We start from the raw sequence: 19,201 nt of genomic DNA, 5'->3' as shown, positions 1-19,201 counted from the left end.
TTATAAAAAGATAAATATGTTTATTTCAAAAAAGAAGAAAAAAGAAAATAAATTTATAAAAAGATAAATATGTTTATTTCAAAAAAGAAGAAAAAGAAAATAAATTTATAAAAAGATAAAATAAAAATATAAACTAACGAAGGTTGAAAGCAATTAGTTTAGTCCTACACATATCTTCTACAGCATATTTAACTCCTTCTTTACCTACACCACTTAATTTAAATCCACCAAAAGGCATATTATCTGTTCTAAAAGTAGATTGCTTATTAACAAAAACTGAACCTGCTTCAATTTCTTGAGTACATTTAAGTGCATTCCTAATATTTTCAGTATAAACACCTGCTTGAAGACCATAACGAGTATTATTTGCTACAGAAATTGCTTCATCAACACCATCAACACTAATAATTGGTGCAATAGGACCAAATGTTTCATTTTTCACAAGATCCATTTCTGGTTTAACATCACTAATAACAGTAGGCCAATAAAAATTATCCTTAATTTTAGCACCAAACTCAATATTTGCACCGTTGTCAATAGCATTATTAACTGATTCTTCAACCATTTTAACAGCAGTATTATTTATAAGAGGTCCAATATCAGTACTTTTATCCATTGGATTTCCAATTTTTAGTTTTTTAGTTGATTTTACTAATTTATCAGTGAATTCATCAATAACCTTTTTATCAACAATGACTCTTTTTACACCCATACAAACTTGACCTGAAAAAAGATATGCTCCATTTACAACACCTTTTACTGCTTTATCAATATCAGCATCATCAAGTACAATTACAGGATCATTACCTCCAAGTTCAAGAGTTAATTTTTTCATTCCAGAATTATTAGCTATATTAAGACCAGTAGGAACACTTCCAGTAAAAGATATTTTATCAACATTTTCAGCTGTTACTAATGCGTCTCCAATTTCTTCACCAAGTCCTGTAATAGAATTAACAACACCATCAGGAAAATGACGAGCAATAATTTCAGCAAGCATAAGTCCAGATAATGGAGCTTCTTTAGATGGTTTTAAAATTACTGTATTTTTAGCAGCAATTGCAGGTCCTAATTTATGAATTGCAAGATTAACAGGATAATTAAAAGGAGTAATTGCTGCAACTACACCTAAAGGGGTTTTTTCTGTAAAAGCATAAAAACCTTTACCTCCAAGTCCTGCATCTAAAGGTACAGATTCACCATAAATACGTTTTGCTTCTTCTGCAGCAAATCTAAGAGTTTCTACACTACGATTCATTTCACCAATAGAACCAGTAATAGGTTTTCCAGTTTCTTTAGTTATAATTTTAGCTAATTTATTACTGTTTTCTTTTAAATCATCATATGCATCAAAAAGTAAATTAGAAACTTTTCTTGATGAAAATTCCATTATTTTACTTTTAGCATTATTTGCTGCAATAATAACATCATTAACATCATTTTTATCTGCAATAGGTATTGTATCAATAATACTGTTATCATAAGGATTTATAACATCCATTGTTTCATTCTTTGATACATGTTTACCATTAATTAAAATATCCATATTAATACCTCTAAAATTAGAATATGAATTTTTAAAATAAATTAAAAAATAAAAATCAATAATAAGTATATTACTTATAATTAAATTTTAAAGCAATTAAAATACTCATTATATCAAATTATATCTAGAAAATAAAAACTATTCAAAAAATTCATAAATCTATAATTAATTATTAGTCTAAATTTTAATTCAATTAAATATTTTGGATTAATAAATTATCTTAATTAAAAACGTAAATATCATTCTAAAATAAAAATTAATATTTTAAGATTTTAAAACATATTAAATTTAAAAAATACTCTTAAATTCAAATTTGAACTATGAATACTATTTATATTATTAAAAATAGTTTTTAATAGATTAAATATTATAAGAATATAAAACATGCCTTTTTCATTAAACATAAATCTACTTAAAAAAAATAAGCAAATTAAAAATTTATACAAATTTATTAAATTTATCAGATAAATGATTTATAGAATTGTTAAAATCATAAAGTTCTTTAGAATTAACATTACTAGGTATATCATTTATATATTTTTTATAAAAGTCTAAAAAAGCAATCAAAATAATCAAAATACCACCAATTAATAATATAAGTTCTGCAGAAGATTGGGCATTTTCTTCAATAAAAATCTTATTAAACATGATAAAACAACCTCTAAAAAATACGAATATAATAAAATATTATTTTAAATAGTGAATAAACCAATGGCTAAATGAGAGATTAGATAAAAAATTAAATATGCAAATATAACAAGAAAAAATGAATAATAAAAACCTTTTTTAATATCACCATAGATTATTAAACTTATAATAAAACCAACTAAAAAAGAATGAATTATAATATAAGAACTACTAACCATAGGTACAACAGAAAGTATAGAACTAGCTTTTCCTAAAGAATCCATAAAATTAGAATAAATACAAATCATACCCATAGCAAAAGGAGTAGCAATAACTGCAGAAATAATCAAAAACATTATTGCCATCATAACTGAGGATTTTCTTTCTTTATATAAAATATCCATACTTCTTAAATCATAAGATAAATCATCAAGAACACTAGCAATACTTCCACCACTTTTTCTACCATCTAATATAATTTTAAATGAGCGTTCTAAATTTTTAGAATTTAATCTAATAGCTAATTTCATCCAAGCATCATCAAAATTAGCACCTAATTTAATTTCATAAACAGTTCTTTTAATCTCATTATATAATGGTCCAGAACCATAATTAGACATATATTCCATAGAATTCTCAAAACTTAAACCTACACGAAGCATAGATCCTAATTGTTTTAAAAAATCAGGAGCAGATTCTTCAATTTCTTTTCTTCTTAATTCAATTTTATAATTTAAATATGTATAAAAAATAATAAATGGAGATAGAAATAGGATTAAAATAATTAAAAAATCAATATTAAATAAATAAAAGAAAATAAACAAAATTATAAATAAAAAGACAGAAATTAAAGTAAAAATAGCTAAAACATCACAAGAATATATATTAATTCCAGCTTTAAGTAAAAAATTTTGAAATCTTAAAATATATTTCCATGGGATTTTTTCATTATATATTTTAGATATTTTACTTAATAAGTTAATAAACTTCATAAATAATATAGAAAATAAGATATTATTTAAATTCTAATTAATTAACTTAAAAAAAATAAAATAGATTATAAAAATTTAATAGAATTAAAAATCATTAGCAAGTAAAAAATTTAATAAATAGCTAAAAAATAAAAAAATAAAAAAATATTTAAACAATAATCTGTGGTAAATCACCAATTATATGAGCACTATCCTTATCTACAATAACAGTATCTTCAATTCTTACACCAAAATCTCCTTCTAAATAAATACCAGGTTCTACTGTAACAAACATGTTTCTTTCTAATAAAGTATCATTTCTATAAGAGACATTTGGTTCCTCATGAATATCTAAACCAAGACTATGACCAGTACTATGAATATAATTATCACCATAACCATATTCTGTAATAATATCCCTTGCAACTTTATCTACATCAGATGCTTTCATACCTGCATGAATTGCTTTGATTGTTTTATCATGAGCTTCAAGAACAATATCAAAAATTTCTTGTTGTTTATCACTGAAAACAATTGTTCTAGTATTATCAGAACAATACCCTTTATATTTAGCTCCCCAATCAATTAATATAGGTGCTTCTAATTCTTTATGTTGAGGAATAGAATGAGGTAAACTTGAATTACTACCACTTGCAACAATAGTATCAAATGATTCTGATTCTGCACCATATTCTCTCATCAATCTACCTAGTTCATATGAAACTTCCCATTCACTTTTACCTGCATCATATTTACGTAGAACATCAAGATCTTTAAATGCTTTTTGAGCAATCTTAGTAGCTTCCTGAATTTTAACAATTTCATCATAAGATTTTATCATCCTTTCATTTTCAATAATATTATCAATAGTTAAATCACATTTACCATCAAAATCTTTTGAAAATTTTTGATATAAACTAATAGGAAGTGATGATTCAATTGCAAGTTTAGTTTTACCTTCTTTTTCCAAATCATCATTTAAACTAGACATAGATTCAAATTTTCTAACTTCAATTTGAGAATTAAGTTTAGCATTTTCATAGTCAAGTTCTGTTGCATATACCACAGGATTTTCACTTAAAACTAAAAATGCAAAGCTTTGAGGATTATAATTAGAAACATATTTAATATTATTTACATTAGTTAATAATAAACCATCATAATCTGCTTCTTGAGTTTTTTTAATTAAATGTGATAAATGAATAGAACTTGGACTTTCATATTTTGACATTAATATCCCCTTAAGATATATTATATAATATTTATTATATCATAGATACTTATTAAATTTTTACCTATTTTACTTAAAAAAGATAATATGAATAATAGTTATAAAATTATTGATAAAAAAGTAATTAAATTAAAATATAATTAAATTAAAATTAAATTAAGATTTAAAATTAAAAAACCATTAAAGAAACAAAAAATAAGATTCCAATAAAACAAAACCAAAAATAAGAAAAACAATAAAACAAAATTTCAATAAAATTATTAAAAAATATAAAAATAATAAAAATTTCCTAAATTTAGTAAAACATATATAAGTAAAAGAAGAAATATATTCTTTATGTTTAAAATTACAGGAAACGAAATAAGAGACCTCATAATCTCATTAATAGTAATTTCATTAGGTTTCAGTATACTTTATTGTAATCATAATTATAATTCAATATTTGGTATATTCCCAATGGTACTTATTGGTGTAGGATTAGGTTTCATATTACATGAGTTAGCACATAAATTTGCTGCACTACATTATGGATATTGGGCAGAGTTTAAACTTTCACCAACAGGATTAATAGTATCTCTTATTACTTCCTTTTTTGGATTCATATTTGCTGCTCCTGGTGCAGTATATATCTATGGATATAATATGACTGATAAAGAAAATGGTATTATATCAATTGTTGGACCAATTACAAATATTATTCTTGCATTAATATTCTTAGCAATATTACTTAATTTAAAATCATTTTTATTAGTAGGTTCAGCAGGATATATAATCGTAGGTATAGTATCTTATTTAGGATTCTCAGTAAATGCATTTTTAGCATTATTTAATTTATTACCAATTAGTGTTTTAGATGGAACAAAAGTATTTAACTGGAATCCAATAATATGGTTAATTACAATTCTTTTTTCAGGAATTCTAGTATATATTTCATATACTGGTGGACTAAACATGTTAATGTAAAAACTGATTTAAAAAAATTATTTCAAAATGAAATAATTTACTTTTTTTAATTTTAAAACTTATAAAAAACTAATTTTTATAAAAATAATATTCTTGTTGAAATCCTTATACTTTTTAGAATTAACTTTCTTAAATATAGTTTCAAAATAGTAAATTTCTATAAACAAAACCACAAACTAAAAACCCTAAAAAACCAAATAAAACCAAAAAAAAACTCCAAAATAAAAACCAAACAAAAGAAACTAAAACCCTAAAATAAAAAGCCAATAAAAAATAAAGGAAAACAAACTAAGATAATTAAAAATCAAAAAATTAAATAAAATTTTATTAAAATAATTCTAAAAATAAAATATATACTAATAAATTAATAAATAGAATTATACATAATATCAAAATAATGTAAAATTATGGTGATTAATTAATGTTTTCAGATATTCAACTTAAATATTTTGAAGGTGGTCATAGAATTTGTCAACCTTCTGAAACAATAAAACACAATGAAGACAAACTAAGAACCGCAGGTATAACACGTATAACAAATATTACAGATCTTGATAGAATAGGAATTCCTGTATTTTCTGCAATAAGACCAAGTGCTCAAGGAGGAAGTGTAAGTGTTTATGCAGGAAAAGGTGCAAAAAATGAACAAGCAGAAGCTTCTGCAATAATGGAAGGTTTTGAAAGATATTCTGCTGAAATGAAAGAAGAAGATTATGACAAAATCATAGTAAGTTCTATTGAAGATATGGATAAAGATTATATAGATCCAAGAACTTTATATCTTCCTAAAGATATGGATGAAAATAAACTTAATAATCTTAAATTAGAATGGTATCCAGCAGTAGATATTATAAGTGAAAAAGAATATTATGTTCCAGCAAATGCAGTATTTCATCCTTACATACCACATAATAAAGAAGCAACTGCAATATTTAAAGGAAATACAAATGGTCTTGCATCAGGAAACATTATTGAAGAAGCAGTTCTCCATGGAATATTTGAAGTTATTGAAAGAGATGCATGGAGCATATTTGAATTGACACATAAAAATGGAAAAGAAATAGATATCAATACAATAGAAAATCCAATTGTCTTAGATCTTCTTAATAAATTTAATTCTGAATCAATTAACATTAAATTAATAGATATCACAAATGATATTGGAGTACCAACAGTTACTGCATCAAGTGATGACAATATACTAAAAGACCCTGCATTATTATGTTTAGGTGTAGGAACACATCTTGATCCTAATATTGCAATTATTAGAGCTCTTACAGAAGTTGCACAAAGTAGAGCTACCCAAATTCATGGAACTAGAGAAGATACTACTAGAGCAAATTTCATGAGAAAAGCTGGTTATGAACGTATGAAAAGAATTAACCGCCAATATTTTGAAGAGGAAGAAGATAAAAAAAGTATTGATGATATGAACCATTTAGGCACAACTTCAATTAAAAAAGATATAGAACAATGTAAGAAACATCTCCAAAATGCAGGATTTAATAAAATATTATATACTGATTTAACAAGAGAAGAAATAGGAGTTAGTGCAAGTCGTGTAATAATACCTGGTGCAGAAGTTTATACTATAGATCCAGATAGACTTGGAAAAAGATATTTAAATTTTTTAAGAAAATCCAATAATGAATAAATATTATTAAAACAATTTTAGATAGAAATATTAATAAAAATTAAAGGCATTTTATAAAATATCATTACTAAAATCAAGAAATAAGATAATATTTTATTTTAAAATTAAAAATAAACAATTTTTATAAAATAAAATTTTTAAAAAAATGAAAATATTAATAAACATTAAATTTATATAATTACTTTAAAATTAAAAATAAAGAATTTTTATAAAATAAATCTTCAATAAAGTTAAAAATACTAATTCACAAGGGATAAAAAATGAGTAATAAAAAAATAGTTATTTTTACTGGCTTATCATTAAGTTTTGATGAAGCTAAAAAAATATTAGATGCAGATTATCGTCCACCAATTAAAAGAGGAGATATTATAAAAATGGTGGATGATAATAACTTACCAGATATTATTGGAATAATAGATGGACAATTCCAAAATACTCCTGCAGTTGCTCATAAAGAAATTATAGCTGCTATGAATAAAGGAGTTACAGTAGTAGGTGGCTCTAGTATGGGTGCATTACGTGCATCAGAACTTGATGATATGGGAATGATTGGAGTAGGTTATGTATACAAACAATATAGAAAAGGAAATATTAAATCTGATGATGATGTTGCAGTAATTCTTGATCCTGAAACTTATGAACCATTATCTGAAGCTTATGTAAATATTGAGTATAAATTAAATGGTGCAGTAAAAGAAAATATTATAACAGAAAAAGAAAAAGAAGAATTTCTTAAAACTACACGATCTATTTATTATCCTCATAGAACTTATCCAAGAATATTTAAAGAATGTAATTTAAATGAATATAAAAAAAATAAATTAATTAGATATATTAATCACAGTATTAATATTAAAACTGAAGATGCTAAAGAGGTTTTAAGATATATTAAAAAAATCACAGATAACTAAATAGCTAAAATTACAATATTTAAACAACACACATTAAAAAATCAGAGAAAAAATAACTAAAATTACACTATTTAAACAAAATTAATAAAAACCACAAAAGATTAAAAAATAGCTAAAAACACGAAATAAAATATATAAGGTAATATTATGGAATATACTGAAAAAATAGAAAATATTGAAAAAATATTAAAAGATAAAAATATAGGCATATGTTTTTCTGGAGGAGCAGATAGTTCATTAATAGCAGATATTGCAAGAAAAGTAAGTAATAAGGCAATATTAATAACATTTGATAATGGAGTATTACCTCGTGATTTTATAAAAGAAACTAAAAAACAAGCTAAAAAGTTTAATCTTGAGCACATTATAGTAAAAGAAGATTTAATGAAAAACAAATCATTCTGTGAAAATAACCATAATCGTTGCTTAATTTGTCGAGAAAATTTATATAGTAAAATTAAAGATCTTGCAAATGAAAAAAATTTAGATTTAGTCGTTGATGGAACTAATATGTCTGATCTTGTAGAAGATAGACCTGGAGTAATAGCAAAATATGAAAATAATATAATAAGTCCCCTTGTAGAATCAGAGATGGAAACAAAAGATGTTTTTAAATATCTTGAAGATAACAATATTGAATATTTAAAATCAACAACATGTCTTGCAACAAGAATTAAACAAAACACAAAATTAACACATAAAAATATTAATCAAATTAATACTGCTGAAAGAATAATTAAAAATATTACAAAAAATGATATTGTTAAAGTTAGAAATATAGATGGAATGGCTCTTATAGAAACAGATAATATTGACAAGTTATTAAATAAAAGAATCATACAACTTATTGAACTTCAGCTTAAAGCTATTAGTTTTAATAAGATAGCCTTGAATATATCTAAACTTGAAAAAAATAACAAAAAATTATTTATCTATAAACCATGTCAAGAAGAAGATAATAAGATAATGTTTGAAAGAGAACTTCCATATAAAATTGATATTGAAAAAACAAAAAAATATTTTGATAAAGAATTTAGTAATGTAAAATATTCAAAAGATATGGGAATTTTAATGTTTAATATAGATACACAAAATATTACAGTATTTAGTACTGGAAAAATTGTTTTACGTAGAATAAATAATAGAGAAGAAGGAGAAGAAATTTTAATGAAATTACTTCCTTTAATAAGAAGAAAAATTTAAAAAAATAGCTTTTATAGTTAATACGAAAGTTATAATAAATTTTAATTAAATATAAAATTTATATTTATTATTTTAATTATAATTAATTAATTGTTCATAATATTTAAAAATTTCAAAATAACTATAAATTTAGTAGATTATTATTCCATTACTTTAATTAATAATTTAAGGATTATACGTTTTATTTTAAATAAATCTACTAAACTATTTTAAAAATTTTAAATATTCCCAATTAATTTAAAAATATCTTAATACATAATATCATACCTTTAAGTAAAAATAATATTTTACATTATTAAAACATTAAGATTCAATAAAATTCCTTTGTTAAAATCCTTTCTAATTTTTAGAATAAAATTTCTTTATTAAAAAACTAAGATTTTAACAGACTTTAAAATCCATTAAATTATTTTACAAACACCTCCCATTATAAAAAAATATATAAATATATTAAATTTTATACAAATACCAATATATTTAAATCATATCTACAACGAATCAATATATTTATAGAATTTAATAAATTAAAGAATATTTTAATCTTTAATTAAATAAAAACTATTTTCCATTAAATCTAAATTTTTTTAGAAATAATAAAAATTTAGGTGTACCTAAATTTCATATATAATGATAGTATTTTCTAATATATAAATATTTAGTTGCAACTAAAAATTTTATTCAATAATATATAAAAAATAGAAAAAATTCATTAAAAAAATATTTAAATTTAAGATAAATTTATTTTGTTTAAAAGCAATCATATTTTAGAAAAAAGTAAAGATTTTTAAGCATTTTATTGATAATTTAGAAATAAATAAATTTTAAAGATTAAACAAAAATAAGTAAAAAAATAAAAATATTATAAAAATTTTTAAATTAAAAGATTAGTTTAAACATAAAACTATTAAAAATTTTTAAATAAGAATAATAATCATGACAAGCACAAAGATTAAATTAATATAATTAATTAAACTAAAAAATTCAATAATTATAAATTTTCACCAACGTATTGACGTTTAGGCTTCTGATTTTTTAACTCCTTTTGACGTTTATCATATACTTCTTGATATTTTTTTAATACAATATCTGGAGTTTTAATAACCCTATTAATATTATTATCAATAGGAACTTTTTCATCAGAAGATTCTTCATTAAGATTTGAAATAGTGAATTCACCATTATCAATACGGAATTTAACATCATCTGCTTCAACATTCAACAGATTTATTGATAAAGTTGTAGCATGATCAAGATCATCATCTGCAATATAATTATAACTAAGATTTAAAGATTTATGTGGCATGAATTCATTAATTGTTCTTTTAATAACAGATTCAAATAAATCTAAAAAACTTTTGACGATATTATCTCCATTTCTTCTATACATAGCTAAAATTGGATTTAAAAGAATATCATTTTCAACATAATAATCATCAATTCTAGCTCTAATTGTAATTTTTAAATTAGACGTGTTAATTATTAAAATAGGTTCATATGACATTTATTTACACCAATATTAGTAAGATTAAAATTTTAAAATATAATAATCTCAACAATTTAAAATTATAAAATATAATCGAAAAATAATAAATTAATTAAATTTTAATAAATTTAATTTATAAAAATTATACAAACTTAAAAAAATAAAAAATATTGAAAATAAAAATTAACTTTAAATAAGAATTATCTAAAATTAACTTTCATTATCAACAAATGCTTGTAATAAATCACTAGCACGAACAAGACCTAAAATTTCACCATCAACATCAGTAACAGGAATTTGTTCAATATTAGCTGATTTCATTTTTTTAGCACAATCAGATACTTTAGTTTTACTATTAGCAGTAGAAACATCACTTGTTGCAACATCACTAACTACTTTATCAGTGAATTTAAGGTGATTTTTCTCAATATAAAGAATTGAAGTACTATCCCAAGACCATTTATCACCTTCAGTACCAACAGTAGAACTATGTTCAGTTCTTTCAGATATAATTTCACTTTCAGCAATAAAATCTGTTTCAGTTAAGATTCCAGATAATTTACAATCATCATTTAATGCTAAAATTGATTTTAAACCAAAGAATTTCATAGATTCAAAAGCAACATTTAAAGGAGTTTTATCCCATGTAGTTGGAACATTAGTAATCATATATTTTTCAACAGGAATATTAATATCTAATTTAGCAAGTGCAGAAGTTACAAGATCAAAAGAAGTAATAATACCTACAAGATTATCATCATCATCTACAACAGGTATTCTTCTAACATTATGATCCAACATTCTTTTTGCAACAGTTGTAACTTCTTCATTAGGTTTTGCAGTTACTAAATTTCTACTCATTAAAAGAGCAATTTGTTCTTCATCAGGATTATTAATTAAATCTGACCTAGTTAAGATACCAACTACTTTTTTAGTATCCCCTTTTGTAACAGGTACAACAGATACATTTTCTTTTTTCATCAAATCCAAAGCTTTATGTCTATTTCCAGGTACTGATACGTACACAACATTTTTAGACACCAATCTTTTAATTATCATAATTACACCCTCATAAATTTTATAAATAAATTATTAAATATTTTATAAGTTTTTAAAAGAAGAAAAAATTAATTAAAAATTAAAAAAAGATAATAATATAAAATTACTATTAAATATTAAATTTAATTTACAACAAGAACTGAGCATTTAGCTGATTTAACAACTTTTGAAGCTACACTACCCATTAAGAATCTATCAAAACTACTTTTACCTGAACTACCAATTACAATTAAATCAATATTTTCATCTTCAGCAACATCAAGAATAACTGGAGCAGGAGATCCTTCTTTTACTATAGGAGTAAGTTTTATATTACTATCATATTCGTTTTTAATTTCTTCTATTTTATCAATATTTGATTTACTTTCTTTTTTAAGCATTTGATTTACTTCATATATAGTGTCATCAGATGGAAGACCAATAGAAAAACCATTTTCAATTACACTTAAAGTAATGACTTCAGCACCTGATTTTTCTGCTAAAAAGAATGCATGTTTAGCAGCGTTTTCAGAATATTTTGAACCATCAGTAGGTAATAATATTTTTTTATACATAACAACATCTCCCATAAAACTTACAAAATATAATTAAAGATTTTTTAAATATATATTAAAACTTACTTGAAAAAAATCTTAATTAAATATTATATTTTTGTTTATTAATATAATCTATGTGTATATTTTTATTCATTATATGTAATATGTTTTGTGTATTACAACGATTGATTATACTAAGATAAGGATTTTTTGAAAGTTGATAAGAAACCATTAATTGTGCATCAGAACCTTTTTCAATTATAGATTTACCTAAAATAGAATATAAATTATGATTTAAATTTTTTAATTTATATGGATTTACTGTAACCATTTCAAAGAATAATTTAGGATTAAAATATTTTCTATAATATGCTCTTGATAATTTTAGAGAAAATTCTAAATCTCTTAAAATATTTGGACTATTTAACATTATATTATCTGAACCTATAAATGGAATAATATCTCCAGAAATTATTTTATCAATTGGAGGAATACCTACATTTAAAGTAGCATTGGCACGAGGACATAAAACAACATTAGTATTTGTTTTATTAAGCTCAGAAATATCTTCTTCTGTTGCATTAGTACAATGGACTAATTGATCAAAACCTGCATTAATACCTCTTTTAACTTCAGTAAATCCTGTTTTATTAATAGAATTAACTTGACAATCATAAGATTCTGCAGTATGAATTGAAGATATCTTACCTAATTTTTTACATTCTTTAGTTATAAGTTCTGCAACTTCAGTAGAAATTTCACCAAATCCACTTAAACCAACACCATCAGCAAATTTTAATAATTTTCTTAAATTCCTTCTTACCATATTTAAATCAGGATCATCACCATAAAAACTATTATCCCTACCTAAAATAATTGGATTTATTGGGATATCAGAAGATGCTTTTCTTAAGAGTTTAACCCCTTCAATCCCACCTTCTCTATAATCTATAAAATGACTTGTACCTGAATGTAACATATCCCACATAGATTTTTTCATAGAATAAATAATTTCTTCATCACTAGCATTTTCTAAAGCTTTATGTTTAATTCCATTAGGTGGTTTAACCATTTCATCTAAACTTAAACCATCACCTTCATCTTTAATTATAGAATCTCCAATATGAACATGTGCATTAAGAAAACTAGGAGAAACAATACAATTAGTACAATCAATAATTTTTCCTTCCATAATATTTGGAGCAATATCAATTATTTTACCATTATCAATTACAATATTTTCTTTAGATGGACTAAGATTAGAACCTTTTAGAATTAAAGCATTAGCTATAGTTAACATGATATAAAATATATAAAAAGATATTAATAAACTTTTAAAAAGATAAAATTAAGGTATAAAATAAATAAAATAGAAATAAAAACAATAAATAAAGAAACAAAAAAATAAAACAATAAAAAAACATTAAAAAATAGAAAATATCAAAATTTAAAAAAATATACAAGTAAAAAATCAATTAATAAATAAAACTTTTATAAATTAAATTTATTAAAATCCTCATAATTTTTTAAATAAACCTTTTTAAATTTGATTTTTAAATAAAATTAGATTTATAATCTTGTATTTTTTTAAGTTTTTTAAAATAAGAAAAATTTAAGAATTAAAATATTATTTTAAAAGAATTATGATTTTTTAATATGTTCAATTTCATAAAAATCATAGGTTCCCCTAAGATAATTATAATATTGGATTAAATTTTCATATATTTTATTAAATCCAATAAATGCATTTATTAATTTTCTTTGATTTAATTTTTCAAATGAATAAGTTTTAGAACATACCCAATGGAATCTATAAACATCATAATTTTTTGATAGTCTTTTAATTTTTATAGTTTCTGGTTCTGAGATATTTTTAAATTCACAATCAACATTATCCCTTTTAAGTGTATCAATTAATGCTTGACTAATTTTATTACTTTCATTTGCATTATTAATTCTATCAATATCTTGAGATATGTAAAATTTAATATTTTTTTCATTACATTCAAATGTAATACCTAAAATTAATCCATTTTTATAGAAGATACTTGAAGATAATTGATTAAGATCTTCTGATAAGTGAGGTGTCATTGCATATTCATCATTTGATTTATCAATAGATAATCTTAAATCTTCTGGAATATCATTAAAGATATAAGTTAATACTTCATTTAAATCATATTTCATATAAGTTATTAATTCATATGCTAATTTAGATTCAAAGAACTTATCTTTTTCAATAGGATATAGTTTAAATATTCTTTCAATATCTTCCATTAAATTAATATTAGTAATATTTGTATAATCATATAATAAATCAGTGTATATATTCAATAAGTTATCTAATTCATCAATTAGTGTTTCTTCTTTAATATTACTCATAATATTATGGAATTTAGATATTATATATACTTCAGTAATGTCATCCCAACATGATGTACCATAATAATTACTTAACTTTGTATAAGAATGTGGAACCTCTTCAATATCATCTGCAAGTAATCTTACTATGTCATCACCTACAAATTTTGTTGTATCTTTAAATTTAGTCCAATCATGACCAATATATGTTAAAAAACCATTTGATTGAGGATCTATTTTCATTTTAACATAAAAATTAATATTGAATATTCTTTTGCTGAATATTTCAATTTCTGGTTTTTCATCATGTATTATTAAAATATTTGTTTCAGGAAATATTTTTTTAATTTCACTTTTAATGATTAAACATAGTTCTGATATAATTTCACTAACTTTTACTGTTTCATTATTATTTTGTAAAATATCTATTATTCCATTAATACAATCCATTATCATTTATTTTTCCTCGTTTAATCATTATTAAAAAATTTTAAAGTTTAAATATTTTATATTTTATTAAAAAAATAAGTTTTAAATAGTATTTATAATATTTATAATATTTATAACATTATTTAAGTTATAATTTTAACTTATTTAAATTTTTACTATATTGAATTTAATATTAGTTTTTTTTAAAAATTCTTAATTTATTAAATAAATAAATTTTTTAATTTAAAAATAACCGTATATTTAGAAAATTAGATTTTTAAATAAAATATTCTTTAGAAATATTTAATGAAAATAAATTTTATTACTATTAGAATCATTTTAAATGATTTTCTTAAATTTAAATTTTAAGTATAAATAATATATATTATTGAAGATAATAGTGTTTAACAGATTTTTGATGTCTTCGAGTTTTGCAGTGAGGTAATTGAATTATTGTAGATAATAGTGTTTAACAGATTCTAGTTTCTTATTTATATTATTGTAAATAATAGTTTTCAATAGATTCTAATTTTTCTAAAATTTATTAAAGTTTTAGTAGTGTTGTTTTTTATTTAATTATACTCATCAACATTTATACCACAAAATGGACATAATTTTGTATTATCCTCTAATTTATTACCACATTTTGGACAATATTTTGGTATTTTAAGTTTTTTAGATTTTGGTTTTTTATTATTTAATTCTTCTTTAATTTTTTCTAATTTTATTAAAGAATTTTTATCCCAATTATTTTCCATAAGTGTTTTTTTAGCAAAATAAGCTTCAGTCATTGTATCATATTGTCCAAAGTTTTCTTCACCTTTTATTACTATGAATTTATTTGTTTTATGGTTAAATTCAATTTTCCCTTCAATCTTAGATTTATCAATGATATTTTTAATTTTTCCTCTAGGTCTTCTTTCAGGAAATGGAGGTAATTCTTCATTTTCATACTTATTTTCTAGATCACATTCTACAAGTAAATCATAATCAAAATTACAATAAACTAAACAATCTCTTTCATATAATGCATCACTTAATTTACTGAATTCGCCATAATCTTTATTATTATGTTTTATTCGATAATGATTTCCTACACGAACTATAAACCTGTAAAAATATCGAATATTTTTAGTATTTATTAGAACACCTTCTTAAATCTGAGATTATTAAATATTCAATTTTAGTTATATATAATTTATCTTGAATTTTCTAATTAATATTTTTCATTTTTTTATTATTGAAATTTTTTTATTATAAAATTTATTTCTAATTTAAAAAAAAACTTAAAAAATACAAGATAAACTTAACTTTTATTTAAAAACTAAAACTAAATTAATTAAATAAACATAATAAAATAAATTTTAACTCATTTTAAAAATAAACTTTAACTTATTTTAAAATATATTAAAAATTTATTAAATTAAACATGTTTTAAATAATACAATAAAATTAGAAAATAAGAAAATTAGTTAACATATTTAAATAAAAATGTTTGGTTAAAAGTTAAAAACAAAAATACAATCAATAAATAATCAAAAGGAATCAAAAATAAAGGTAAGATAATAAAAATTTTAACCAAACAAATTTATAAACATAAATAAGTAATAAAGTTAAAAAAATAGAAAAAATACTATTTAAATAGCATTTTCTCCACGTTCACCAGTTCTAATTCTAATAATTTCTTCAACTGGAGAGACAAATATTTTACCGTCTCCAATATCACCAGTTCTACCACCATCACAAATGGCTTTTATAATACTTTCAACATCATCATCAGAAATAACAACTTCAATACGTGTTTTTGGAATTAAATCAATACAATAACTAGAACCTCTATAAGTTTCTTTTGTACCTAATTGTTGACCTCTTCCTTTAACTTCGGTAATTGTCATACCTTTACAACCAACAGTTTCTAAAGATTTTTTAACATCTTCAAGTTTTTGTGGTCTGATAATAGCAATTATTCTTTTCATTTTTATGACCTTCTATATTATTATAATTAATATTATAAATTTTATATAATATAACTTTAAATTAAAAATAAGTTAACTAACAATCTAAATATTATTAATTTAAATCATTAATTATTTACTCTTTTTAATAAAATTAATATTATTAACCACACACTTCTAAAATTAATAAGAAGATCAGGAGTTTTAAAAACTCCTTTTCTTCCTATAATCAAAGAAGATATGTTTTAAATACTACTTGTTTATACCAATCTGTATCCAGATTCTTCATGAAGTTTTTTATCTAATCCTTCAATCTCGGTTTTTTCGTCTACTCTTATACCCATAGTAGCTTTAATAATTCTAGCAAGGACATAACTTACTACGAATGCATAAACCATTGTAGCAACTGCAGCAATAATTTGGATTACAACTTGGTTAGGGTTACCATAGATTAAACCACTAGCACTATTAATTAAAGGACATGCGAAAATACCAGTAGCTATAGCACCCCATAAACCAGACATACCGTGGATACCAAATACATCTAATGCATCGTCGTAACCAAATTTAGGTTTGAGGTAGTATACTGCAAAGTATGAAACACATGCAGCACCAATTCCAATAATAATTGATGCAGGAACATCAACGAAACCAGCTGCAGGAGTAATACCTACTAAACCTGCAACAGCACCAGAAACTGCACCGAGTACAGTTGGTTTTCCTTCTTTAATTTTATCAATTACAACCCATGTAATTAAAGCTGCAGCAGCAGCAATATTTGTTACTAATATAGCGGAAGCAGCAAGACCACCAGCAGTTAAAGCTGATCCACCGTTAAACCCTAACCATCCAAACCAGAGGAAACCTGCTCCTAAAACAGAGTAACCTAAATGGTGAGGTAATAAGGAAGTATCTTTACGAGGTCCGAGAACAAGAGCTAATGCTAATGCAGTTACCCCTGAATCTATATGAACTACGGTACCACCTGCGAAATCAAGTGCACCCATATTCATTAACCAACCTCCTCCCCATACCCAGTGAGCAACAGGGACGTATACAAGAGTAACCCATGCAATAATAAAGACTACCCAAGATGAGGTTTTCATTCTTCCAACAACACCACCAGAAATCAATGCAGCAGTTAAACCACAAAATGTTAATTGGAAGATTACATATAGTACAGTAGGAATTGTACCAGTTAATTGATCAATACCCATTCCATACATGAACAGATTTTGAGGAGCACCAATTAGACCATTTATTGTAGATCCAAATGCAAATTGATAACCGTAACATACCCATATAATACTAGCAACAGAAAATGCTATAAGTGATAGGTACATTGTATTTAAAACATTTTTACTTTTACTTAAACCACCATAATAGAAAGCGATACCAGGAATACTCATAAGAAGTACTAAAACAGTAGCTCCAAGTATCCACGCAGTATCACCTGGATTTAAAACAACCATAATATCTTCTTCTCTATAAATATAAATTTTGATAAATAAAAAAATGCCAACTATATGGTAATAAGAATTCAAATTCTAAATATATTAGAATACAAAAAGAATTTTTAAAAGGGCATTTTAAAATAAAAACTTTTTATTAAGGAAAAGATTTCAAACTAAATTTCTTAAAACAAAATGTATATTTAAAATCTAAATTCTCATTAATCTCCTAAAAAAATTTTCACCAATCCTAAAAATTTTTTACTTATAGTCGGAATACGGAAACCATGTTCCGATATAATAAGATTGTTTTTAGAGTATATAAAGTTTTCGGTAAAAAATGAATAAAAAAGATAAAAATTTTAAAAAAATATGAAATTTATTCATAAAAAATAAATAAAATATAAAAATTAATTAAAATAATCATCTAAAAAATAACAAATAAAGATATATTAAAAAACATTCATGAAAAATAATGAACAATATAAAAAATAGATAAAAATAGAAAAATTAAAAAAATTAAAACAAGAAATAATAAGAGTTAAAATAAAAAATAAAAATTTAAAAATAAATTAATAAATTAATATAAGTTTTCAAATATATAATATGATAAATAAATAAAAATCAATAAAATATATTAAAAATAAAAGATTTATATTAAAAATAAAAATAATTTAAAAAATATATTAAAAAATAAAATAAGAAATTAAATATTAAATTATTATAATTAATATATTAAATTTTAAAATAATTTATTTAATTTATTAAAATACACTTTATTAAAATATTAAATTTTAAAATAATTTATTTAATTTATTAAA

The 19,201-nt window shown here is 22.3% G+C and carries 17 protein-coding genes; 5 read left to right on the top strand and 12 right to left on the bottom strand.

The window, feature by feature from the left end:
• Positions 1-133: 133 nt before the first annotated feature.
• From T523_RS03520 to T523_RS03505, 4 genes are all read right to left on the bottom strand, one after another.
• On the bottom strand, positions 134-1,546 hold the full coding sequence (locus tag T523_RS03520; protein WP_042707545.1) for a lactaldehyde dehydrogenase: 1,413 nt from the start codon (positions 1,544-1,546) through the stop codon (positions 134-136).
• Between the two features lie 438 nt (positions 1,547-1,984).
• Positions 1,985-2,194: a class III signal peptide-containing protein gene (locus T523_RS03515; RefSeq protein WP_042707544.1), complete on the bottom strand. Its 210-nt coding sequence runs from the start codon at positions 2,192-2,194 to the stop codon at positions 1,985-1,987.
• 44 nt (positions 2,195-2,238) lie between these two features.
• The gene (locus T523_RS03510) at positions 2,239-3,165 is read right to left on the bottom strand and encodes a type II secretion system F family protein (RefSeq protein ID WP_052334626.1); all 927 of its coding nucleotides are present in this window, start codon (positions 3,163-3,165) and stop codon (positions 2,239-2,241) included.
• 148 nt (positions 3,166-3,313) lie between these two features.
• A complete protein-coding gene (locus T523_RS03505) occupies positions 3,314-4,375 on the bottom strand; it encodes a M24 family metallopeptidase (RefSeq protein WP_042707543.1) in 1,062 nt (353 codons plus the stop codon).
• A 336-nt stretch (positions 4,376-4,711) separates the two neighbouring features.
• On the opposite strand from T523_RS03505, the gene T523_RS03500 reads away from it, so the two are divergent.
• From T523_RS03500 to T523_RS03485, 4 genes are all read left to right on the top strand, one after another.
• Positions 4,712-5,338: a zinc metalloprotease gene (locus T523_RS03500; RefSeq protein ID WP_042707542.1), complete on the top strand. Its 627-nt coding sequence runs from the start codon at positions 4,712-4,714 to the stop codon at positions 5,336-5,338.
• 421 nt (positions 5,339-5,759) lie between these two features.
• Positions 5,760-6,992: a YcaO-related McrA-glycine thioamidation protein gene (locus tag T523_RS03495; RefSeq protein ID WP_042707541.1), complete on the top strand. Its 1,233-nt coding sequence runs from the start codon at positions 5,760-5,762 to the stop codon at positions 6,990-6,992.
• A gap of 260 nt (positions 6,993-7,252) precedes the next feature.
• Positions 7,253-7,903, top strand: coding sequence for a TfuA-related McrA-glycine thioamidation protein (locus T523_RS03490; protein WP_042707540.1), 651 nt, complete (start codon positions 7,253-7,255; stop codon positions 7,901-7,903).
• A gap of 147 nt (positions 7,904-8,050) precedes the next feature.
• Positions 8,051-9,106: an asparagine synthase-related protein gene (locus tag T523_RS03485; protein ID WP_042707539.1), complete on the top strand. Its 1,056-nt coding sequence runs from the start codon at positions 8,051-8,053 to the stop codon at positions 9,104-9,106.
• Positions 9,107-10,094: 988 nt separating this feature from the next.
• On the opposite strand, the gene T523_RS03480 is transcribed toward T523_RS03485, so the two are convergent.
• From T523_RS03480 to T523_RS09270, 6 genes are all read right to left on the bottom strand, one after another.
• Entirely contained in the window at positions 10,095-10,607 is a 513-nt protein-coding gene (locus tag T523_RS03480) for a hypothetical protein (RefSeq protein WP_052334625.1), read from the bottom strand.
• Between the two features lie 192 nt (positions 10,608-10,799).
• Positions 10,800-11,648 (bottom strand): CBS domain-containing protein, encoded by an 849-nt coding sequence (locus T523_RS03475; RefSeq protein WP_042707538.1) that lies wholly within the window; start codon positions 11,646-11,648, stop codon positions 10,800-10,802.
• Positions 11,649-11,770: 122 nt separating this feature from the next.
• Entirely contained in the window at positions 11,771-12,202 is a 432-nt protein-coding gene (locus T523_RS03470; protein WP_042707546.1) for a universal stress protein, read from the bottom strand.
• An 82-nt stretch (positions 12,203-12,284) separates the two neighbouring features.
• A complete protein-coding gene (locus T523_RS03465; RefSeq protein WP_042707537.1) occupies positions 12,285-13,484 on the bottom strand; it encodes an amidohydrolase family protein in 1,200 nt (399 codons plus the stop codon).
• Between the two features lie 341 nt (positions 13,485-13,825).
• On the bottom strand, positions 13,826-15,001 hold the full coding sequence (locus T523_RS03460) for a hypothetical protein (RefSeq protein WP_042707536.1): 1,176 nt from the start codon (positions 14,999-15,001) through the stop codon (positions 13,826-13,828).
• A gap of 545 nt (positions 15,002-15,546) precedes the next feature.
• On the bottom strand, positions 15,547-15,765 hold the full coding sequence (locus tag T523_RS09270; protein ID WP_232229035.1) for a zinc ribbon domain-containing protein: 219 nt from the start codon (positions 15,763-15,765) through the stop codon (positions 15,547-15,549).
• Positions 15,766-15,805: 40 nt separating this feature from the next.
• Between T523_RS09270 and T523_RS09265 the strand changes: the two genes are divergently transcribed.
• A complete protein-coding gene (locus T523_RS09265) occupies positions 15,806-15,964 on the top strand; it encodes a hypothetical protein (RefSeq protein ID WP_232229034.1) in 159 nt (52 codons plus the stop codon).
• Between the two features lie 647 nt (positions 15,965-16,611).
• Here T523_RS09265 and T523_RS03450 read toward each other — a convergent pair.
• Positions 16,612-16,950, bottom strand: coding sequence for a P-II family nitrogen regulator (locus T523_RS03450; RefSeq protein WP_042707534.1), 339 nt, complete (start codon positions 16,948-16,950; stop codon positions 16,612-16,614).
• 239 nt (positions 16,951-17,189) lie between these two features.
• A complete protein-coding gene (locus T523_RS03445; RefSeq protein ID WP_042707533.1) occupies positions 17,190-18,401 on the bottom strand; it encodes an ammonium transporter in 1,212 nt (403 codons plus the stop codon).
• Between the last annotated feature and the right edge of the window lie 800 nt (positions 18,402-19,201).

Origin of the sequence: Methanobrevibacter wolinii SH, assembly GCF_000621965.1 — an archaeon.
GTDB lineage: Archaea > Methanobacteriota > Methanobacteria > Methanobacteriales > Methanobacteriaceae > Methanarmilla > Methanarmilla wolinii.
Note: the sequence above shows the minus strand (reverse complement) of the source record. Positions and strands in the feature narration are given on the sequence as shown.